13 protein-coding genes are annotated in these 23,074 nt (G+C 39.7%); all 13 read right to left on the minus strand.

Annotated features, from left to right (window positions below):
- Positions 1-128 precede the first annotated feature (128 nt).
- The gene (locus tag RM545_RS14930) at positions 129-2,885 is read right to left on the minus strand and encodes a family 78 glycoside hydrolase catalytic domain (protein ID WP_311496090.1); all 2,757 of its coding nucleotides are present in this window, start codon (positions 2,883-2,885) and stop codon (positions 129-131) included.
- Positions 2,886-2,970: 85 nt separating this feature from the next.
- Positions 2,971-3,786 (minus strand): ChbG/HpnK family deacetylase, encoded by an 816-nt coding sequence (locus RM545_RS14935; protein ID WP_311496091.1) that lies wholly within the window; start codon positions 3,784-3,786, stop codon positions 2,971-2,973.
- Positions 3,787-3,906: 120 nt separating this feature from the next.
- A complete protein-coding gene (locus RM545_RS14940) occupies positions 3,907-4,149 on the minus strand; it encodes a 3-keto-alpha-glucoside-1,2-lyase-like domain-containing protein (RefSeq protein WP_311496092.1) in 243 nt (80 codons plus the stop codon).
- 95 nt (positions 4,150-4,244) lie between these two features.
- Positions 4,245-5,717, minus strand: a complete 1,473-nt coding sequence (locus RM545_RS14945; RefSeq protein WP_311496093.1) for a glycoside 3-dehydrogenase — start codon at positions 5,715-5,717, stop codon at positions 4,245-4,247.
- Positions 5,718-5,826: 109 nt separating this feature from the next.
- Entirely contained in the window at positions 5,827-8,130 is a 2,304-nt protein-coding gene (locus RM545_RS14950; protein ID WP_311496094.1) for a GH92 family glycosyl hydrolase, read from the minus strand.
- A gap of 70 nt (positions 8,131-8,200) precedes the next feature.
- Positions 8,201-9,541, minus strand: a complete 1,341-nt coding sequence (locus tag RM545_RS14955) for a Gfo/Idh/MocA family protein (RefSeq protein ID WP_311496095.1) — start codon at positions 9,539-9,541, stop codon at positions 8,201-8,203.
- Positions 9,542-9,547: 6 nt separating this feature from the next.
- Positions 9,548-10,921, minus strand: coding sequence for a 3-keto-disaccharide hydrolase (locus RM545_RS14960; RefSeq protein ID WP_311496096.1), 1,374 nt, complete (start codon positions 10,919-10,921; stop codon positions 9,548-9,550).
- A 260-nt stretch (positions 10,922-11,181) separates the two neighbouring features.
- Positions 11,182-12,879, minus strand: coding sequence for an FAD-dependent oxidoreductase (locus RM545_RS14965; protein ID WP_311496097.1), 1,698 nt, complete (start codon positions 12,877-12,879; stop codon positions 11,182-11,184).
- Positions 12,880-13,024: 145 nt separating this feature from the next.
- Positions 13,025-14,581 carry a RagB/SusD family nutrient uptake outer membrane protein gene (locus tag RM545_RS14970; RefSeq protein ID WP_311496098.1) on the minus strand — a complete coding sequence of 519 codons (1,557 nt, stop codon included), beginning with the start codon at positions 14,579-14,581 and terminating at the stop codon, positions 13,025-13,027.
- Positions 14,582-14,595: 14 nt separating this feature from the next.
- Positions 14,596-17,784 carry a SusC/RagA family TonB-linked outer membrane protein gene (locus RM545_RS14975; RefSeq protein WP_311496099.1) on the minus strand — a complete coding sequence of 1,063 codons (3,189 nt, stop codon included), beginning with the start codon at positions 17,782-17,784 and terminating at the stop codon, positions 14,596-14,598.
- Positions 17,785-18,332: 548 nt separating this feature from the next.
- Positions 18,333-19,352: a nucleoside hydrolase gene (locus RM545_RS14980; protein ID WP_311496100.1), complete on the minus strand. Its 1,020-nt coding sequence runs from the start codon at positions 19,350-19,352 to the stop codon at positions 18,333-18,335.
- A gap of 34 nt (positions 19,353-19,386) precedes the next feature.
- Positions 19,387-21,756 carry an alpha-L-rhamnosidase-related protein gene (locus RM545_RS14985; RefSeq protein WP_311496101.1) on the minus strand — a complete coding sequence of 790 codons (2,370 nt, stop codon included), beginning with the start codon at positions 21,754-21,756 and terminating at the stop codon, positions 19,387-19,389.
- Positions 21,757-21,828: 72 nt separating this feature from the next.
- Positions 21,829-23,010, minus strand: coding sequence for a glycoside hydrolase family 88 protein (locus tag RM545_RS14990; RefSeq protein WP_311496102.1), 1,182 nt, complete (start codon positions 23,008-23,010; stop codon positions 21,829-21,831).
- Positions 23,011-23,074 lie beyond the last annotated feature (64 nt).

Consider the following 23,074-nt stretch of genomic DNA (forward strand, 5'->3'; position numbering starts at 1 on the left):
AAAAGGTAGCCCTAAATAATATAATCCTGGCAACCTTTTCATATAAAAATTGTTTTTGGTCTATTGAAGGGTGAAAACTCTGATTTAAAACTTATTGTAATTAATATTGATCATATTTAAAATTCTGTCTACTCGTTTTCTTCCACCGCAAAATCATAAGTCCCACTTTCTACTTTGTAAATGGCATATCGTCCTTCCATCTTAACAAAGGTTACCATTTCTGAAGTTTCGGCGTCCTTACCTTTTTCTTCTATTATACTATTATCTCCGACCGGTATGTAAACGGTGGCAGTTGAACCCACAGGAACAACGATATTTATACCAAAATTGTGCTTGTTATTTCTCCACGTTATTCCTGCTTCCCCATAAGGAGTATCATTCTTGTAGCTAACATATTCAAGATCATCTACTGGCTGGGGTTTGAAAATTATATGTCTGTAACCTGGGTTTTCCGGGTCGGCGTTCATTCCAGCTAAGTTTTGATAAAACCAGACCAACCCACCTCCAAACATAGGATGATTATGGGACCCCCCTTCATCCCAATGTTCCCTGGTCGTGGTGGAACCTATCTCGACCCAATGACCAAAACCAGGTTCAGTTTTCTTATTCATTACTTCATAAGCAAATTTCTGAAGACCATTCTCTGCAAGTACCTCAAAAAAATATCTCGTACCAAATATACCGGTATCCAAATGTCCATCATTTTGTTTGATATTTTCTACTAATGAGTTTCTTACCTTTTCATATTGATAGTCCGGCACTCCCATTTTAAGAGCAAAAATATCACCCCCAGCATCTCCATAGGTACCTTTTTCTTTATCATAAAACACTTTACTAAAAGCTTTTTTTGTCTCTTCGGCAAGAGATTGAAATTTCTCGTGTTCCTCTTGCTCTCCTAAGATCTTTGCCATTTTTGCAACAATATCAAGACACCTCCAATAATAAAATGTATGCACCAAATCATCCCTTACAAACTCTCCCGGCGGTGCCCATTCTCCTAAATTGAACCACTTTAAAAGCTCTCCATCTTCGCCTCGTCTTTGGGAAAACATGATACCTTCTTCTGAAACCCAGTCTTGCATATAACCTATATACCCCTTTATAGGTTCATAGCTGATTTCAAGCATATCTAATGCTCCATAATGTTTATAAAATTCCCATGGCATTATTGCTATTGCTGCTCCCCACGCAACACCACCTCCACAGCCAGGTTGCCAGGGAGAGCAGTTAGGGACATAACCAGTGCTAACCACCTGAGAATCCAGCATATCTCCAATCCATTTAAAATAGAAGTTTCTTACATCATAATTATGTATAACAGTAGCACAAGCTACTTGTCCATCACCCGTATAGCCGTTGCGCTCCCGATGCGGACAATCACTAACTATACCCCCGTGCATATTATCCACCTGGCTCCTTCGCCATATTTTGTTGATGTTATTGAAAAGTTGATTGGAAGTACTGAAATCAGCTGATTCCTCCACATAGGTATAGACAGCTTCAGCAGTAAGATGTTCTGCCTTTAATTCCACTGGCCAATTTGTTATTTCCACTGCACTAAATACGAACCAATTAAAACGGGGAGCATATGTCTCCAGGCCGTTTCCTTTGAAGATGTAACTATTTTCACCTGAGTATTGATTAGAAATAAAGGAAATATCGATTTTATGTCCTGCAGGACCTTCTACATTGTTCAGTCTGACCCATCCAGATATCTCCACACCAAAATCTACAGTGTAATTACCTTCTCCTGTTTTTACAATAGAGATAGGTTCTATCCTTTCCATTACTTTGTCCGGGTTCGCTGTATGGGCCACTAATTGACCTTCAGGAGCTTTTCGGATTGCTACGTTTTTCCAATCGGAATCATCCAGACCTACATTTGCCCAGCCGGGTATCTCCTCTCTGGCATCATAAATTTCCCCGTAATATACCATATCCATTAGAATGGGACTTTTTGCAGCCTTCCAGGATTCGTCGCTAACTATTAACTCCCCGGTTCCATCTTTGTAGGTAACATAAATCTGACCATAAAACCTCGGTGTTCCATAGCCTCCGGACCAAAATTTTGCAGGATTGTAAAAACCGTTACCAAGAATACTTCCCACTGCATTCCTACCCTTTTTTAGATATTCAGTAATATCATAGGCCAGGTACATAGCCTTGTATTGGGTAAAATCATCAGGTACGTTAATAGAAGTTTTAGACAATTCAGGCCTATGACCGTAATTAGTTTGATTAGGAACTAAAACATTATCACTAACTTTTTCTCCGTTAGCATAAAACTCAAAATACCCGAGACCAGTGACATAGGCAACGGCTTTCTCCACTTCTTTATTTAATTCGAATTCTTTCCTTAAAAAGGGTGCGGGAGGACCGTATTCTTCTGGCTTTTCGAAAGGTCCTCTTGGCCTGGGTAATGCTTCTTCTCCCTGCCAGGGAGCACCTATCCATTTCGCCTTCCATTCATTTTTATCCAGAATTCCCATTCGCCAGTGAGCGGGTTTGCTCCATGCCGAAACATTTCCATCCCGGTCCCACACTCTTACCTGCCACCAGCATTCCTGCCTCGAAGAGAGCTTCTTTCCTTTGTAAAGGATCCGGATAGATTCTGCCGATTCTACCTCCTGACTGTCCCAAAGATCAGGATTATTTAATTTATCCTCTGAGCTCGCCACCCGCACCTGATATGCTGTTTGCTTTTGCCCTCTTTCCTGAGAAGAGTTCAAGTTTTTCCATCCTAAGCGCGGCTGAAGTACGTCTACCACAGAAGGGCTGGAAAGATATTCACAAGTAAGTTGGGAAGGAACAATTTTCGCCTCTTCATTGGAATATATAAATGGATTGATAATTAATAGTAACAAAAAACCGAGCTTATAAACCATTCCTCTTTAATTTAGTAAAATACACACATTTATATTATTGTCTCTTCAATTTGGCATTTCAAAAATTCCTGTACATAATTAAGTTTTAATCTCTTAAATCCTTATAATTGATTAAGTCAATGTCCAGTAGTTGTACGAGTTCCTTTATCTCTGGATCTGTCCATATCCTCGCAACACCATCTCTGTCTACAGCAACATCTTCATATCCAATGTGATTTACTGCTTGCTGCTCGGGTGTATTATAAGCGGGATGATCTACAAACAAATATGTTTTTCCTTTTTGAAGACCTTTTAGCATTTGAGAAAAACTTTTAAACTTTTCTTTCTCTGTTTTTTTTTCTCCTTCATAACGTACCCGCTGCACGTTCCATTTATTAGGATCTATATCGATCCCATACTCGCGAGAAAGCTCTTCCACAAGTTCTGTCACTCGTGGATCCATGGCTGTCCATCCCATATGTGATGTGACGTGACTGATATGAGGAATCTTTTTAATAGCCAACTCAATTTGTGCTCTTATTTCGGCTTCTATTTCTTCCAGTTTCCAATCATTTTCTGTTAAAGCCTGTCCTTCATAATTCTGATTAGGCCAAATCATAGGAAAGAAATAACCATCATTATCCGTAAGACTGGAACTACAAGTTAATGGTCGCCACTTTAAATTTGTCCATTCACTAGTTAGGGAAAGATGAATTCCCACATCAAGATCCGGATTTGCATTACACATTTTCACAACTTCAGGAAACCAGGGAGTAATAGGCATAACCTCTACCGTGGTCATTATCCCCTCCTTATAACTTTCTAATAAAGCCTCATTTGCAGAATGTGTATAACCCATATCGTCTCCACGGATAATCAGACGAGGTGATTGGGCACAAATAGATCCCACAGGTATCAACATAAGAATCAAAATTGAATATAATCTTAGCATATTATTTGCTGTATTTATTCTAAAAATATTTCTTAGAATCTTTTTACTGAGATGATTAGCGCCTTCCTCAGACATTTATTGAAATGAAAACTATTCCACCACGGTTTTTACGTTCTGTATGTGTACAATAGTTCCTCTATATACGATGATTGAAACCCGGTTCCATTCTCCTACAGGTGTGGCATTTTTAAGTAGATCATATAAAGAACCCACCTGGCGGTTTCCATCCTTTCCTAATCTTGCATCAGGATGTCTTCTATCATTTTGATCATCTACAGTTTTTTCTTTTTGCTCTCCACAACTGGTTAATAATCCGCGGATAAAAATCAGCATGAGTGGTAGTATAGCGGTCTGCTTAGTAAACTCCGGCAGACATAGTTTAGTTTTTATAGTGTATAAGGAATAATAAAATTGGTAAAACGAATTACCTAAGTTAGTTGCCAGCCTTTTCTATAACTGTGCTTGATATATTCTTCAGCAGCTTCCTTAGCATTAATAGTGGTGTATTGGGTATTAAATTTTGGATCTCCATTTATAACCGTAAATTTGTTTGTGGTCACCACCTTAATTTCTTCATTATCTCCAATGTTGGTGATCTTCATATCCTTTCCATCCCAGATTAATTTCTTCTTCAGATCCTGAAGACGTACAGCTAAATTCCCCATCACCACAACTTCATTAAAAGGACCCGAGTAACCGAAATGAGAACTTGCCTCCACACGTTTAGCTTTAGGTTCTTTGCAGGCCCTTACCCAATCCATTTCATGACTTGTTTTAACTCGTGGAATAGTTTTATTGATTTGAGGAGGGTTATCTTCTCTTCCTATGATATAAGGATCACGACCATAAGTACTACAAATAATAGTGCCTTTCGTTCCTACAACCATAGCACCTCCGCCACCATCACCCATTATTTTTCCGGGCTTAATTCCCTCAGGCCTTTCAGGCATTAATCCTCCATCATACCACGTTAATTTTAGCTCTGGTCTTTTTATTTTTTCAAGTGGTATTTGTTCAGGAAAATAATAAATTACTTTTTCTGCTACTGGAGCACTCTCGGTATTAACCTGAGTAGAACTTCCTTCAAAAGCTGCCGGATGTCCGAGATCCAGAGCAAAATATACCGGATCTATTAAGTGACAACCCATATCACCTAATGCTCCCGTACCAAAATCCCACCAGGCTCTCCAGTTCCAGGGAGTATAAGCGGGATGATAAGGGCGATATTCTGCCGGACCTATGAAGAGGTCCCAGTCCAGAGTAGAAGGAACCGGAGGCTCTTCTTCCGGTCTTTCCAGCCCTTGCGGCCAGATAGGCCGGTTTGTCCAACAGTGTGCTTCTACAGGATCGCCGATCTCTCCATTGCGTATCCACTCTGCAAAAAGTCTCGTGCCCTCTCCGGAATGGCCCTGGTTTCCCATCTGAGTTGCTACTCCCGTTTCTTTAGCCAATTCCGTCAGGTATCTCGACTCATAAATAGAATGGGTAAGAGGTTTTTGAAGATAAACATGTTTCCCCATTTTCATGCTATCAGCAGCACTAACTGCGTGAGTATGATCGGGAGTTGCAATTACCACTGCATCTATGTCTTCACCCATGTCTTCAAGCATTTTACGGTAATCTTTATACTTGTTTGCTTTAGGATAGTTATTAAAGGCTCTTTGGGCATATTTCCAGTCTACATCACAGAGAGCCACAATATTTTCACTGGCCATTTCTCTCAAATTGGCCCGGCCCATACCACCAACCCCAATACCGGCAATATTTAAGGTATCACTAGGTGCTTTGTAACCAATTCCTCCCAGTACGTGCCTTGGAACAATTGTGATCCCTGCAGCTACAGTAGCTGTCGTACCGATAAAATTTCTTCTTGAAACCTTGTTGCCTTTTTTGTTATCCATGATATTCCGGGTTTTGTAAAAATTTTTGTTTAGCTACTAAATATTAATTTTGAAATTGCTTGTCATTTTCTTTATTTGAAGATAATCCTTTCAAGTTCCTTTAATTATATTATAATTGGCCTGGTTTCGATAAGGAGAAGGGCAGGTCCTCTGTATTTATTCCAAAAGCTTTATTTGGTGCGTCCGCCATCTTAATATCTATAACTGCCCCTTTCATTAATTCTTTATGGCTTAACCAGGTTTTCGTGTAATTTTCTCCGTTATACTCAATACTTTGAATATATTTCTTACTGGCTTCATTGTCAGGAGCATTAATAACTACCTTTTTTCCGTTTTCCAGTTGAAGTATTACCTTTTTAAACAGCGGAGCTCCAACAACATATTGATCTGTTGCCGGAGTAACCGGATAAAAACCCATTGCTGAAAAAACAAACCAGGCAGATGTCTGGCCATTATCCTCGTCACCAGCATATCCATCTGGTGTTGGCTGGTACATCCTGTTAAGCGTTTCTCTTATCCAATACTGGGTTTTCCAAGGCTTACGGGCGTAGTTGTACAAATAAATCATATGTTGGATAGGTTGGTTCCCGTGTGCATATTGTCCCATATTCGCAATTTGCATCTCCCTTATTTCGTGAATTACCTGCCCATAATAACTTTCATCAAAAACAGGGGGGAGGCTGAACACTTTGTCCAATTGATCTACAAATTCCTGTTCTCCACCCATTAAGTTAATTAATCCCTGGATATCATGAAAGACAGACCAGGAGTAATGCCAACTATTCCCTTCTGTAAAAGCATCTCCCCATTTAAAAGGATTAAAGGGACTCATAAAATCACCATTTTCGTACTTTCCCCTCATAAGCTTCGCTTCAGGGTCGTATAATTTTTTATAATTTAAGCTTCTGTTTCTATAAAGTTGAATTTCCTCTTCTGGTCTGTTTAAAGCTTTTGCCAATTTGTATATGGCGAAATCGTCATATGCATATTCAAGTGTTCTCGCTGCATTTTCTTTAATTCCAACATCATACGGCACATATCCCAGATCATTATAATATTCAACTCCCGCACGCCCCACCGCAGTTAAGGGTCCCTCGTTATTCGCACCATGAACAAGAGCCTTATAAAGGTTTTCGATATCATAATTAAAGGCATCTCCGCTTTTTATAAAAGCTTCTGCTACTACTGAAGCCGAATTGTTTCCCACCATCACGTTTCTCAGGCCGGGGCTTGCCCACTCAGGCAACCATCCACTTTCGTTATAAGCATTTGACAAGCCTTCCTGCATCTGGCCAACAAATTCCGGATACATTAAATTCAGCAAAGGAAAAAGGGCACGGAAAGTATCCCAGAAACCAGTATCTGTAAACATATATCCCGGTAATACTTCTCCGTTGTAAGGACTGTAATGAACAATAGTTTCCTTTGCATCATATTCAAAAAATTTCCTCGGAAAAAGTAACGAACGGTAAAGGCAGGAATAGAAAACGGAAGTTTGCTGATGAGTACCTCCTTCAACTTTTATTTTTCCGAGTTCTCTATTCCAGACAAATTTCCCTTTCTCTTTTATCTCTTCAAAATTACTATCCCCGATCTCCCTCAAATTAAGTTCTGCTTGGTCATGACTAATAAAAGAAGATGCAACTTTAGCGTTTACCTTTTCTCCTTTGGAAGTTTTAAAGCCTATTACTGCACCTACATGATCAGCTTTTGATTCCAGTGATTGTGTGAGAGTAGTATCATTAAAAGTTTTAAAAGAATCGAATTCCTTATCGAAGACCACTACAAAGTAATTTTTAAAATTTTCCGGAACCCCGCCACTATTTTTGGTATTGTAACCGATTATCTTGTTCTCGTGAGGTATAATTTTCACATAAGATCCATCATCAAAAGCATCAATTATCACATAAGCACTATCTGTTTCCGGAAAAGTAAAACGAAATCGCGCGGCCCGTTCTGTAGGCGTGATTTCTGTTGTTAAGTTGTAATCTGCCAAATAAACGCTGTAATAATATGGAGTAACTGTTTCGGATTTGTGGGAGAACCAGCTTTCTCTTTCTTCCTCTTTAAAATTTGGTTTTCCGGTTATGGGCATCAGCGAAAACTGACCGTAATCTTTCATCCAGGGCGAGGGCTGGTGAGTTTGTCTGAAACCTTTAATTTTATTGGCATTGTAGGTATATATCCATCCATTCCCCATTTCTCCTGTTTGCGGAGTCCAAAAATTCATTCCCCAGGGCATAGCAATGGCAGGATATACATTGCCATTGGAAAGGCCATATTCAGAATCTGTTCCCATAAGCGGATTTACCCAATCCACCGGGTTCTCTATTTTTGTTATCTGGACCTGCTGCGCCCAGGTTTCTGACAATAAAGCTATTACTATTATAGTGTTTACCAGGAATCCTCTCATAAATATTAATGATCTTTAGTGTACTGTAAGAAATTCTTGTTTCTCAAGTGATGAAAAATTTTTGTAAGCACTATAATTTTGGCTCCCAACCAGGAGCGTATTCACGTCCCCACAATTTCATTGCATCCCGGTCGTACATGCGACCATTAACCTCATCTATTTTAAAACCTTTTCCAATGCGGGAGGCAATATTAGCATAGTGGACCATTGCCATACTTACATTGGCATCATTAACAGGCGCGTTAAGTTCTGTTTTACCACGGATGGCATCGAAAAAATTTCTGACATGCATAGTGGTCATATCCCCACCACCACCAAGAGTATTACCCGCTTCGTTTGTTACAGAGCGGAATTCCTTTATCAATTTTCCATTCCTGTCGTAAAGTATGTGTTTTCCTCTGTCAATAAAAACAGTTCCTTCGCTACCGTAAATAACAGTTCCTCTCCCATCACCGTAAGTAGAATAGCCATTCCTGCTTTTTCCATCCCATTGAATTATTTTATTTCCGGGAAATTTAAACGTAGCTTCCATGGTGTCATACATTTGCCATCCGTCATCAATAAAATGACGTTTGGCAGCCTCAACTTGCGCATAGTTGGGAAATCGAACCTGCAAGGCCCACCGGGCTATATCAAGCTCATGGGTGCCGTTGTTACCGGCTTCAGCAGTTCCATAATTCCAGCCATACCAATGCCAGTTGTAATCCCAGGTTTCTTCAGTATAATCCCTGCGTAAAGCAGGTCCCTGCCATAATTCCCAATCCAATCCTTGTGGTACCGGAGCCTTTCTCTGTACCGGAACCTCCCCGCGTGAATTGTTATAAAAGGCAACAGCTTTGTATGGCACTCCTATAACACCTTTATGAATCTCATTAATAATTTCTATAGTATGGTCTGAGGAGCGTTGCTGGTTGCCCATTTGAACCACTTTCCCATACTTTTGAGCTGCTTCCACTAACAGTTCATTTTCTTTCATATTATGACTGGAGGGTTTTTCAACATAAACATGCTTACCCCCCTTTAATGCCATTATAGATCCCGGTGTATGCCAGTGATCGGGTGTTGCATTTATTATGGCATCAACTTTCCTGTCATCAATAACTTTACGAATGTCGTTTTCCAGCTCTGGTCTGTAATCTATTTGTTTCGAAAAATTTCTTAAAGCATTAATGCGCTGGCTTTCCATTACATCACATAAGTACATTAACCTCACATTAGAATCCTTCATGGCTATAGGCTCATAAAAACCTGAAAGTCTACGGCCGAGACCTGCGATGGCCACATTTAACCTTTCGTTAGATCCTATAATGCGCCTATAGCTTTGGGCGCTCATCCCCATAACTGAACCCGACAAAGCAACACCGGCACTTCCCAATGCAGTTTTTTTAATAAAATTTCTTCTTGAATACATATAAAGTTACAGGGTTTTGATCTTAATATTTTTAAAAGCCACACGATCGCCGTGATCCTGCAATAAAATGTGTCCCTGGTCCTTTTCACCAAACTGCGGCCATTGGTCATATTTACTTTCAGCAACCAGTTGGCGATAGTCTTCACTCCTCCTCTCGTATTCCAAAACTTTTGTCCCGTTAAGCCAATGCTCCACGTGATTATCTTTTGAAACGATGCGGCCAGAATTCCATTCCCCCGGAGGATTAACAGGTTTATTGGGATTTGCCTGGATTAAATCATACAAGGAAGCCAAAGTCCTGCTCCCCTCATGATTACCCAATTTGGCATCGGGATGGTTTTCATCATCAAGAACCTGGTATTCCAGACCAATAGATGAACCCGGCCCTTTGTTGATATCGGTATCCACATAATATTTCACACCACTGTTTGCCCCTTCTGTAAGTTTAAAATCGAACTTAAGTTCAAAATCTTCATAGAGATTTGTTGTAACAATGTCACCTCCTGCGGCAGATTCTTCACCCCCGGAGGATAAGACGATAAGCTCTCCATTTTCGATAACCCAGCCCTGCTCCGGGAATTGGTCCAGACGTGCTCCCCGCCATCCTTCTGTTGTTTTGCCATCCCAAAGCAACTGCCATCCATTTTCTTCTTCACTAACCGTTAAGTTGTTCTTCGTATGAACAGGCTCCACAGGTGAATCTTTGGAATAAGTTTCAAGATCCTGAGTCAGGATCTTAACATTTTTCCACATTACCTCGGTTCCTTCCCTGGCACCCTCTTCTATGCTATGTACCTGGAGTGCTATAAATCCACTCGAAGTTTTATCATCTATGAGATGAGCGGCAGGGACACCATTTATCCAGGTCTTAATTGTGTCGCCAATGGCCTCAATTCTATACATATTCCACTCATTTTGCTTAAATGCCCGTTGTGCAGTTGGATTATCATTTAATGTAAACAACCAGCCCCGCCTGGCTTCATCATAAATACCTGCACTCCATGCCCTTTCTGAAGGATCTATTTCTACCTGATAACCATGAACCCTCCCGTTCATATATTCTTTTAAGCTATTGCTCCTTATCTGAATTCCGGAATTCATACTGGGATCTACCTTATAATCCAGCTCAAGGATAAAATCGTCGTACTTTTTTTTAGTGGTCAAAAAAGAGTTTGGCGTATTACTAACGGTGGTGCCAATAATTACTGAATCCTCCACCCTGTAATTTGCTTCCCCTCCTTTTTGTGTCCAGCCTTCAAGAGATTCTCCATTAAAAAGATAAACCCACGGAGTTTCATCCTTGCTGGTTCCTGCACAGGATAAAGCCGAGCTAACAACTACTACAAGTAAAAACCTTATTAAAAACAGTCCTTTTTTCATTTTGAAATATATTCTTATTTAAAAAACTTTTTTCTAAGCTTACGATTAAATCGGTTAAAAATTTAATCATTTTACAATTTCTTAAATTTAAAATTCCCCTGCATCCTGTACCTACCTGAGACGAGGTTCCTTTGCATTTAACATAAAATTGAATTTGTTAGTTCTGAAAAGGTATGCTATAATTCCCTGAAAAGGGGTGTAAAGGCAATTTACAAGTAATTTTTTGTGTGCAACGGAAAGTAAGAGATTAATGATATTAGTTATTTTTCAGATAAATTAGTGTTTGTAAGACGCTGTTTGTCTTCCAGAAGCTGACTTCTAAGTTTACTGTATTCCACTTCCTGAAGGTTTACCCTATCATCTATAGCAATAGAAGCCGCAGTAGCTGCAGACTGGCCAAGGACCATGAACACAGGTTCCATCCTGATAGACCCAAAGGCGATATGTGTAGCGCTTAGACATACCGGAACAAGTAAATTGACCGCTTCCTCTTCTCTCGGGATAATAGAACGGTAACTGATAGAATAAGGAGCCTCCACTTCGCTTTGCACATTTCCTTCATTTTGAACATATCCATTGGCATCGATATACCGCTGAACATGATGAGAATCCATACCATAAGCGGCCAGCCCCACAGCATCTTCGGCTTCTTCTATACCTTCTGCGTGATGTTGGGTCATAACATAATCACTTATCATTCTACGAGCCTCTCTAATATAAAGTTGCTGCTGCCATCCATCTTCCCTCTCATATTCATCCCCGGTGGTTCCCCAACGGGAAACTTCCTCTTTAATATTGTCGGGTATGCGCGGATGATTGGCCAGTGTCCACATTAATCCCTTCTGGTAATTCCGATGTGCTTCTATTATTCTCTCCCGCTCCTCATAAGAAGCTTCGGGATAAGTATAGTTTTGTCCAATAAAGTCTGTTGAAAACCCTAACCTGTTATTTGTATCTGTTTTACGATTGGGCATTGAGGAATTGATCCAGGGAATTCTGCTTTCTCCTGCTTCATAATTACGAATTAAAAGTTCATAATCCAACTCATCGTATCCTGCCGGTTTTTCAAAAATAACCCGGTTATCCGGATGATCTGTAAGGGTCATTCTAAAGCAATATGCCTGTATCTTATTATCTGCATCCCCATCGAAACCGGGCCCACCTTCCAGGACGTAGGGTAAGAGTCCGCTAGATTTCTTTCCCTTTATGATGTAAGGATCTACACCATCAACAAAATTATGGTTAGCACCATTATAGGAAATATCTTTCTTTAAAGACAGGTTTAGGTCATTGGCCTGAACCCCATTTAATGTTTCTCCATATTGATCATTTGCCTCACGACCAACGGTATAACTCACACCTGCAGTGGCCATCAGGTCGCCTTCATAAGTAGCGTCTATAAACATTTTACCTCTGTAACCCTCTCCACTCTCCATAACAATTTTTTCAATTGAAACACCATTTTTCTGAACCCCATTTTTACGGTTTAACCGCTCATTATAAACTAATTCAACCTTCTCTCTGGCCAACATTTCCCTGAACACCTTTAAAGCAGCTGAAGGTTCAAACGTCCACATGGTTTCTTCCCCTTCTTCTGTACGTGTCTGCCCCCCATCTTGATACTGCTCGGGCTCCTGCCATCTCCAGTTTTCGGGGTCCTCGTAATATTTCTTAATGTTCTGGTAAAATTCCCTGCTGATACCACCTATAGCCTGTTTGTTGCCAATATCAGTTTGACCGAGGCCTCCTGTGGTAAGACCTCCAATCCGGTTTGATGGTTCAATTAAGACCACAGATTTTCCCATTCTTGAACTTTGTATAGCTGCAGCTATTCCTGCAGATGTACCCCCATATACAACTATATCAAATCGATTTATTTTATCCTGAACAAATAGCGGTTTGCCGGAATTGAATGCGACAAGAATTAAAACAACTAAAACTTTTAATCTATTTTCCATAATATTAATTTTCAATCCTTTTAATATCCTTACTTAATGCTTAATATTTCTTCCCGGTTTCCGTAGCACCCTAATTTAAAAAAGAGGCAGCCTAAGCCTGCCCCTTTTAAAACTAAACTAACTCAAATCAAATCAAATCAATTTTTTAGTAACCCGGGTTATTATTTAAGATCTCATCATTCCTGCTTATTTCTGTTTGAGGTATTGGAAACAACAGATGTTTGCTTACATCAAATTGAACGGGCGAAGCAAGCGCTGTACTAAAATGATCATCACTTCCAGTCCAACCTGTAAGATTAATATCGCCCGATTCATGCCACCTTTTCAAATCCCACCATCTATGACCTTCCCCGGCCAGTTCAACAAATCTCTCATTCATGATCCATTCCATAATTGTTGAGTTATTTGTTTCACTAGTAGAGTAATTTTCAGGTAGTGAACCGTCACCTTCCCCAGACTGCGCTCCCCAATTTCTGGCTCTGGCCCTTACATCATTTACATGCTCAATAGCCACAGAAGGATTACCTGTCTTTAGTTGAGCCTCTGCAATTAATAGCTTTAAATCGGCATACCTTAAGACCCGCTCATTATTAATAGAGGTAAAGTGTGGTGCTAAACGCTCATCTAATTCTGGTAAAGTGTACTTCTGAAAAAGTCTCCCTCCTTCATTATCATCTTCCCTTAAGAAAAAACTTATACGGGGATCATTTCCAAAACCATCCAATAACTTTTCTGTTACTATAAATCGTGTTCCTGCTCCATCACTTGCCAAACCGTTTCCAGCCGGTGTCATCATTCCTCTAAACACGCTCATATCCTCAACACCTCTCCAGGGCCCATCATTGTACAATTGAATATTGTTTATGGCATTTGGAGCCGCAGCCTGGATTTCGAACAGAGATTCCGCATTATTCTCTGTTTCATGATCAAAATTATCAGTGTAATCTGTAAGAAGCGTAGCCGTTATACTGTTGAAAACAGAAATAGCTTCTGAATGGTCTGCCATATCGCCGGTATAATTGGCTCTAAATACCAGCGCTTTAACCAATAGCCCCCTCGCGGAATTTTTTGTTGCTCTTCCTCTATATCTGTCATCCCAACTTTCAGGCAAAATTGGAATTGCCGCCCGTGCATCTTCTACAACCTGATTTAAAACTTCAAGTTTATCGCTTTTCGGAGTATTTGTATTTCCTGCCGTGAGCCTTTCTGTTATTATAGGAACATTTCCGTAAATATTAAATAGGCTAAAATATGCATATGACCGTAAAAACAAAGCTTCCCCTTCCATTCTCGTAATTTCCTCTGCACCGTCATAATTGGAGTAATCGACATTGTTCACCTTCTGAATGACAACATTACATTTTTGAATCATCTCGTAGGTGTTGTCAAAAATCCATTCCAGTCTGGAATTGGTAGAGTTTAGCCGTCCATCAAACAATTCCTCTGGCGTACGCGCTGCCTGGGTTTCAGTAAGGTCATCGCCCGGTAACAGCCACAGGCTATTTGGATAGTTCCCTCTATTATAATGATAGAAGTCATATAATTTAGCATACGCTCCAACAAGAACATTCCGGAATTCAATAACATTGGAAAAGTAACTATCTTCAGTATTTGCCAATGGCGGTGAGTCTACCCTGTCGGGATCACAGCTCATACCGATCAATAACAAAACACAACCTAAAATTTTATAAGAAATTTTCATAATCTTTTTTTTTATTAAAAATTAGCTTTTAAGCCAAGCATATAAGTCTTAGGAAGAGGATAAGCATCGTTAACAGGATCTATACCCCTCCAGTTATGCACATAAATGTTATTTTGACCTCCAACATAAATTCGAAGCGAACTTATAGCATCTTTCATACTGGCCAAAGCGCCGGATTGTAAAGTATATCCAAGTTGCCAGTTATTTAAGCGAAAAAAGGCAGCACTTTCCACAAAACGATCAGAAAATCTGTTATTACCCGCAGGGTCTCCAATAACAGCTCTTGGCATATTAGTATCAGTGTTAGTTGGTGTCCATCTGTTTTGTACGGTGGTCCTGTAATTAACACCTGAACTGCTCATAGCTTCCTGCGCTGCTCTTACATAGTTATACTTATCGACATCTCCTTCTCCATAGAAACTCAGGGAAAGATCAAATCCTTTATATCCTGAGTTTATATTTATCCCATAAGTGTAGCCGGGTATTGTATTTCCTATTTCCGTCTGGTCATAGGTATTTACCTGACCATCTGGTGTAGTGCTATAAAAAGGTTCTTCCTCTGTAGGATCTCCCTGAACATCCTGAAAATATAAATCTCCGGGAGCAACGTAGTCCATATTTTGTACGGTCTGATCTGGGTTGGTATTGTAATATTCATCGATCTCTTGCTGAGATTGGAAAATCCCCCCTACTTTATAGCCCCAGATATGTCCAAGGGAACGTCCTTCTTCTACACGATAGGTCCTTCCAAACTGATTGGTAGAAAAGAGAGGCTGGTTATTATAGAGTTGCGTAACTTCATTTCTGAGGAAACTAATATTTGCGGTTGCCCCATAACTAAAGTCCCCTATTTTATCATTATAACCCAATGAAAGGTCCACACCTTCGTTTAAAAGTTCCCCCACGTTGAACAAGGGATCACTCGTACCTACGCTCAGAGGAAGATTCACAATCTGTTGAATTCCATTCTGCCTGCGCTGATATAATTCCATTGTCATATTGAGCCTGTAATCAAAAAAAGCAGCATCAAAACCTACGTAGGTAGTCTCGGCAACCTCCCACACCAGAGCTTCATTAGGAAAATCATTTAAATTAACAGCTATAAAGTAATTCCCAAGTGCATCACCATTTCCTGATCCAAACCTATAAGAACCTGCACCGCCTGCGCGTGATAAATAGGCAAACCTTCCAACAGCAACCTCATCATTACCAGCTTCACCATACCCGGCCCTGAGCTTGAAATCATTTACAAAATCGACATCATTCATAAATCTTTCACTACTTAACCTCCAGGCACCCGAGAGGGAATAGAAATTACCCCATCTGTACTCTTCAGCCATACCAGAGCTGGCGTCTCTTCTAAAGGAGCCGTCCAAATAATACTTGTCCCCATAACTGTAACTAAGCCGCCCTACGTATCCAAACCAAAAACGCTCATTCCAGCTTACAAAAGAAGAATTGTTTGCTAAGTCATTATCAAAACCTATTTGATCTATATTATTAATATTTATAATATTTCCACCACTTAAATTTTTTGTTTGAGTTCTTTGATACTGGTCCTGAACAACACCTGTAAAAACGAACCTATGATCTCCAAAATTCTTTTCATAGGTAAGAGTGAAATCAAATTGGTAATTAAAAATGTTGTTTGCTCTTGACTCATGGGTTCCAAGGCTATTTGGTGCAGCAGGGGAATCGGTTCTTGGGTCCTGTCCGTCCGGTCGGAAAATGTTAGTTGAATAAAGCCTTGTGCTAACCCTATCTTGTTGAACCTGATCTAAACTTAAACTTGTTCTTAGGGTCAAATCTCTTAAAGGAGTTAATTCTACGTAACCCTGACCTATATGCCTTAGGTTCTGAAACAAACCTCTGTTTATACTTGCGTTAGCTAAATAGTTTCGCTTGGTCCCCTGCCCAAAGCGTCTCACCTGTTGCCAGTTACCTGCAGGAGGATCTAAAACTTCAGCAAATCCTGAATCAGACGAGGGATCGTAAATTGGCTGCCATGGTGTAACGGCCGCAATTTCATCCAGCGGTGTATCTTCAATTTCAGAATTTTGATGGGCAAATTTGTAGTTCATCCCTATTTTCAACCAATCATTTATTCTTGTATTCAAATTTATTGAAGCTCTGTACGTTTCCAGTCCACTTCCTACCAGGACACCTTCCTGATTATCATATCCTATTCCTACGTAGTAATCTGTATTTTTATCTGCTCCGGAAACTTTTAATCCGTAAGAATTTATCAGGGCATTGTTTCTCACTAAATCATCCTGCCAATCGTAAGTTTCGTTGGAGCTTATATAGAAGGGACTGGTTGGATCGAACTGAGGAGAAAAAGAAATTCTCCTGACAATATCATCAGCCGCAAGTCTACCATAAAGATCTTCCTCAATGGACACGTCAGGATTATTATTATTGGCATACATTTCCTCCACAAGATTCCGATATTGTTCGGTGTTTAGCATATTGAAAGTATCAATATTCTGAAACCCTGCTCTGGAAGTGAATTCCACAGTCGGGGCACCTCTTTTACCTTTTTTAGTAGTAATAAGAACCACTCCGTTTGCACCTCTGCTTCCATATATTGCCGCAGAAGAAGCATCCTTTAGAACTGTTATGGACGCAATATCATCTGGATTAATCATGGTAAAAAGGTTTGGAGGAGGAGTAGAGCCACCTCTTCCAATTAAATCAAGGTTACCAGCAGTAGGCGGAGTGATAATCTGTCCATCTACCACATACAATGGTTGAGAGTTTCCTTGCCAGCTACCAATACCTCTAACGTAGATTTCCGGAGGAGAATTAGGATCCCCGCTTGAGTTAATTACCCTTACCCCGGTAGTGTTTCCCTGTAAAGCAAATTGCGGGGAAGCAAAAGCGGTTTTTTCGATTTGCTCGGCATCCACGCTGCTTATAGAACCCGTTAAATCCCTTTTTAACTTAGATCCGAATCCAATTACCACCACTTCATTTAACTCGTCAGCACTTTCCTGCATTACTACATCATAAATATCCTCGGCTCCCACAACTACTTCTACATTTTCGCTTCCAACAAAAGAGAAGACCAGAACATCTCCTGGTGCAGCTTGTAGTTCGTATTCTCCGTCAAAATTGGTTTGGGTACCAACGTTTGTGCCCTGGATTAAAACATTTACCCCGGGCATCAAGAGTCCATCATCACCTACAACTGTTCCTGTCACAGTTTTTTCCTGTGCAAAAATTGATAGGCTAAAAAGGAAAAAAGAACATCTTAGGATTTTTTTTAAGAAATGTCTCATATTTAAATCGTTATTTGGAATTAATTAACATTTCAAATATATCAGGTTTCTTTCATCAAGGTATCCTGTACTGTACTGCAAAAAATCAATTATTTCACCAGTGCGTATCCTTTTTAGGAGAAAACGGCAAATAAATATAATCACCATATTTGTAAGTATACCACTATGATTACTAGAAGGATATGTTCACGGCCTGCTTTAGAAGAAGAAGAAAGAAGAAAAAGTGAAATTTTAAATAAATTAACATAAATAGTGTTGATAGCCGAATATCAATTCCGGTAGTTACTTTCTTTAGATCCTATCGCTGTAATTTTTTGAACTGATAATTTAATAAGAATAATTTCTAGAATTTGTAAATTCTAAATGAAGAAGCTTTAAAAGCGTGTCCTGGAGCTAGTATAGCAGATATTGCAATTTCATTTTCAGAATATTCTTGAACCTAAAACTGAAGATAAAATTGCTAATAAAAATTATTTCTTTACAAGCACCGGTTTCCTCATTGTACTATAGAAATCCTCCATTATTGCTTCTTTGTTGAAATTTTCCCAAACCATAATAGTTCTCATATTCCCAGGCCGCTCTACCCATTTACCCTCAATTAAAACTGGTGCCGGAATTTCTTTTTTTTCTGCCCATCCCGGATTTTTGACAATAGCCACCGCAGCCATATCGAATAATGCCCGGGTACCTTTTTCGTCGTGCGAATCGATGTGTTTAAATAAATTAACTGAGTAATCACCAAAATTTCTAAAAGTGCCTCCATGGCGCCCTGTTACAGTTCTTGTAGCTTCGGGCCCCAGGCCAGGCATCTTTTTGCCTATCTCTTCCCTGTTGGCAGTAACAGCGTTCGTACCTGTGGTTTTTCCATATCTTACCGTTACCATTTCAAAAGGAACCTTAGTATTAAGAATATAATTCATAGAAACTGTGTCATTAACCTGATTGTATTCACCCGGTTCAGGATAATTGGAGCCCAACCATACAATTCGCACTTTGTTAGCTATAGAAGGATCTTTTTCCAGAGCCAAAGCAATATTCGTCAATTTCCCTACGGGCATCAGTATCAGCTTTTCATTATTTACCTTATGAGCCTCATTTATAATGAAATCTACTGCCTCCTGACCGTCAAATGTATTTTCATCAAGTCCCGGACGTATTTCTTCAAAGGATTTATTTGCACCTGCTAACAGCGGAACTTTTTTATAGATATTGCTCAATTTCAATACCCTCTCAGCTTCCTTATAATGTTCTGTGATGTCTCCGCCGTTAAAAGTTGCATTTACGGTAACCCCGGCCAAATCAAAGTGATCACCATTAAAGAAAAGATAGGCTAAGGCATGTTGGTCATCCAGTTCATTATTGGCGTCTGTATCAAAAATAATTCTATTCTTCTCACTTTTCTTTAGTGCTGTACCACAAGCTAAAATAACAGTAAAAACAATTACTGCCAGTGCAGGTCCCTTCCCTTTCAAAAATTTTAAATCTGTCATATTTGTACTGTTCAAATGGTCGAAAAATATTATTCTACAAATTATACCGATTTACCCCTTCGTTTAACGGATAATCCTCTTCATCAAAAATCAGCTTTCCGGTTAAACCTTCTGGCAGGACAATTAAACACTTTACTGTTTTATCCTTTTCAGTTTTAAAGTTTAGGGTTATAGTGCCTAAGGGATGAGGGACTTCCGCTTTTACATGTTTTAAGTTGCCTAAATCAGGAGCCACTCTTATTGTCCCAAACCCCGGGGATGATGGCTCAACACCTGCAACAATACTTAAGAGATCATAAATAGGATGTGCAGACCAGGCATGAGAATCTGATCTACTGTTTATTCCATGTTCCGGAAAAGTTGTGAGGCCGTAGTCAAGAAATTCTTCCCACTTGCCCATAAGTGGAATTACCTGATCACCTAAACCAGCTTTTTTAAGAGCCTGAAACACATAAAACTTGAAATATAGTGTAGCCTGAACCAAAGATTGGTCATGAATAATTCTTTGTGCTACCCGCTTTTTTTCTGTTTCGTTATTAAATAAATCGGCAAGAACAGCAAAACTGTTAGTGTGTTGGGAAAAAACAAGTTTCCGTGGAGTCTCAGCAACAAGTTGCTTTTCATTATCATAACACAGGTTAAAGGTGTTCTCCTTCAGTTTAGTGGATATTTCCTTGTAATGAAGTGCGTCATTTTTATATCCGTAATAATTAAACAACTCTGCCGCATGATCAATAGTATAGGCCAGCAGAATAGACATGTGCGCAGAGCCTCCCTCGCTTATCCCCGGGGGCGATCCATTTGTAAAAGAAGTTCCTCCATCAATGTGATTCCAGTAAGGTAATGGGCCTAAAATTCCATTATCTGCTATTTTTCCGACAAACCAGTCCAATATAAACCTGATTCCGGGAATAAATTGTTTGACAAACTGTTCATCGTTGCGCAACATATTATAATCGTGTACCATTAAAATAAAGTACAGCGAAAAGGGTGGAATTATTTGATTATTGTGTGAAGGATGGTTACTTTTTGTAAGCCCCATTGGTTGCATTGACCCGTAAAATTGCTGAATGGCATTTCTTGTCAACAGGTCATTCCCGTCTACATAAAGGGAGATCAAAGCTTGTATGCGGGTATCTCCGACATACTGAACCTGCTCGTAGTATGGACAATCCATATAAGTTTCTAATGCACATAGTCTCGCTGTACGCCAGGAAACATCCCAAATTTTTTCAAGGGAGGGAATATCTGAAGAAAAGCTTCCGTTTTGCTCCAGGGGATAGGCCGTGAAAATATTATGAAAATCCCGGATCTTTACAGGTTCATCATCAGTTTCTATAGTTATCTTGACATATCGAAAAACCCTTATCCATAAAGGCTGAAATAACCGCTCCCCCCCATCGGGCCGGAAGATATCATAATACCCCTTCATGATTTTTCCCTGCCACTCGTCTCTGTTTCCCTTTTGCCCGTTCTCCTCAAAAAGCGATTCCTGATACTGCACTTTTATTTTACTTCCCTTGCCATCCTTCACCAATAACTGCGGAAATCCCATGGTAAGGGTATTATTATCCAATAGTATTTCAACCTCTTTATTAGCTGGAATTTTTATATCCAGTTCCCCCTTATATTTCGAAATATCATAATCCATCCCTCTTACATAAATTAAACTGGGAATATCTTCATCTATTTGCTCCATCATAGGGATTGTTCTTGGTTTCAGGAGCCATCTTGTACCAATCCAGGTATCAAGACCAGAATGATTTCCCTTACCCAATTCTTTGGCATTTTCCCATTCTGAATCATCAAAATTCAAAGTTTTCCAACCCCAGGGATGTAACCCACCGTCCAGGCTTTCCGTACCCCCAGCTATATATCCCCCACCCACAATTTCTCTGGTCATTTTGAGAAATTCATAACCCTCATCTCTGGTCACCTTCCAGGATCTGTCAGAATTAATTATTTGTTCCAACTCTTTTGCTCCCTGAAGGATAAAAGCAGTTTGATGAGAAATTTGTCTTTCGCCTCTGTATTTCCCCTTGTTCCATACCTGAGCAGAAACAATATTCTCTCCCTTTTTTAGAAAAGGTGCTATATCTATGGTTTCATAATTGTAATTGGCCAGGTCACCCACGGCGGGACCCCAGGAGACCAGGGAGCTATTCACGTACAAACGATATCGGTTGTCAGCTGAAGTATGTACTACAAATGATCCTGAAACAGAATCAAGCCGAAATTTTTTCCTATAATAAAATACTCCTTCTTCAGGATTAGAAACAGGACCAATCCATTCGGCATAAGCATCTTTGTCCAATTGATCTGGATGGCTCACAAAAGGTTTTGACTGGCCATCCATAGATCCTTGAGCAAATAACAACAATAGTAAAATCACTATTTTGTTCATAATTATATCAATGTCTTAAACGAAACTTTTTCTTCCCAAGGCTATCACTAAGCCCTGTTAATTCTTATAAAGCTATCTTTTCTTTTCCCTGAGTTTAGCCTCAAGAAAATAATAATCTGCATAAATAATTGGTTCATCAATCTCTTTCTTGTGCGGCCAATGCCCCGTACTGTGTTTCAGAATAAAAGGTCCTTGAACATCTTCGGATAGAATATACTTCTCGGAATGAAGAGAATTTAGAACTTTTTCGGAATACTTTTGATAATCTTCATTTTCTGCATAGGAAGAAAGTTCAAAAAGGGCAGACGCCATAATGGTGGCAGCCGAAACATCACGGGGTGCATCTGGAATCTGGGGATCTTTAAAGTCCCAATAAGGAATACCATCTTCAGGTAAGCTCTCATGATTTATAAAATAATCTGCCATTGCTGTTGCCTGCTTCAAATAAGCAGTATCCTGCGTATACCTGTAACTCATTGTATACCCATAAACAGCCCAGGCATGTCCTCTTGCCCAGGACGACTCGTCATTAAAGCCCTGGTGCGTAATTTTCTCTTTTACAGCTCCCGAAATTGTATCATAAACAACCAGGTGATATGCACTATGGTCTTCTCTAAAATGGTTCTTAAGCGTAGTATTCGCATGCTTTACTGCAATCTGGTGAAAACTGCTGTCATTGCTTAATTTAGTAGCCTCAAAAAGTAATTCCAGGTTCATCATATTATCTATAATCACAGGATACTCCCAAACCTCCTTATTAAAGTCCCAGGAACGCAGTGCCCCTACTTTTTCATTAAACCTGGTACTTAATGTCCGGGCACCTTGTATAAGAATATCCTTATATTCCTCCTTTTCTTCTATTTCCAGCCCTTTTCCAAAACTTCCCATTAATACAAACCCAATGTCATGGGTTGTATTATTCATCTTTTCCTTTTCAAGAAAAGCAGTCCAGTTAACTGCCCTGGATTTAAATTTTTCATTTCCCGTAAGTTCGTACAGCTGCCACAAATTCCCGGGAAAAAAGCCACTAATCCAGCTGTTAGAACCCGTTTTTACAATTTCCCCGATATTCATTGACATGCTTTGCGGATAAGCTGTTGAATCAACTTCATACTCCAACAATTTTTGGTAACGTGCCTCTAAAAGCGAGGAAGCCTTAGGCTGTGCTGTCTCCTCTTCCCGATTGGTTCCACTTTCTTTGCATCCAACAAGAACTATAAAAGAGATTATAAAACAATAGCTAATTCTACTCATGATTTATTTTAATTTATTTTTACAATATGCCTTTTGGACCCATAGACACAGAAATAAAATCTGT

This window comes from Autumnicola lenta, assembly GCF_031846515.1.
In the GTDB taxonomy this organism is placed as follows: Bacteria; Bacteroidota; Bacteroidia; order Flavobacteriales; family Flavobacteriaceae; genus Autumnicola; species Autumnicola lenta.

Excerpts from the sequence above, each read along its gene's own strand:
- RM545_RS14930 (WP_311496090.1), bottom strand. The coding sequence starts at position 2,885 with ATGGTTTATAAGCTCGGTTTTTTGTTACTATTAATTATCAATCCATTT.
- RM545_RS14935 (WP_311496091.1), bottom strand. The coding sequence starts at position 3,786 with ATGTTGATACCTGTGGGATCTATTTGTGCCCAATCACCTCGTCTGATT.
- RM545_RS14940 (WP_311496092.1), bottom strand. The coding sequence starts at position 4,149 with ATGCTGATTTTTATCCGCGGATTATTAACCAGTTGTGGAGAGCAAAAA.
- RM545_RS14945 (WP_311496093.1), bottom strand. The coding sequence starts at position 5,717 with ATGGATAACAAAAAAGGCAACAAGGTTTCAAGAAGAAATTTTATCGGT.
- RM545_RS14950 (WP_311496094.1), bottom strand. The coding sequence starts at position 8,130 with ATGAGAGGATTCCTGGTAAACACTATAATAGTAATAGCTTTATTGTCA.
- RM545_RS14955 (WP_311496095.1), bottom strand. The coding sequence starts at position 9,541 with ATGTATTCAAGAAGAAATTTTATTAAAAAAACTGCATTGGGAAGTGCC.
- RM545_RS14960 (WP_311496096.1), bottom strand. The coding sequence starts at position 10,921 with ATGAAAAAAGGACTGTTTTTAATAAGGTTTTTACTTGTAGTAGTTGTT.
- RM545_RS14965 (WP_311496097.1), bottom strand. The coding sequence starts at position 12,879 with ATGGAAAATAGATTAAAAGTTTTAGTTGTTTTAATTCTTGTCGCATTC.
- RM545_RS14970 (WP_311496098.1), bottom strand. The coding sequence starts at position 14,581 with ATGAAAATTTCTTATAAAATTTTAGGTTGTGTTTTGTTATTGATCGGT.
- RM545_RS14980 (WP_311496100.1), bottom strand. The coding sequence starts at position 19,352 with ATGACAGATTTAAAATTTTTGAAAGGGAAGGGACCTGCACTGGCAGTA.
- RM545_RS14985 (WP_311496101.1), bottom strand. The coding sequence starts at position 21,756 with ATGAACAAAATAGTGATTTTACTATTGTTGTTATTTGCTCAAGGATCT.
- RM545_RS14990 (WP_311496102.1), bottom strand. The coding sequence starts at position 23,010 with ATGAGTAGAATTAGCTATTGTTTTATAATCTCTTTTATAGTTCTTGTT.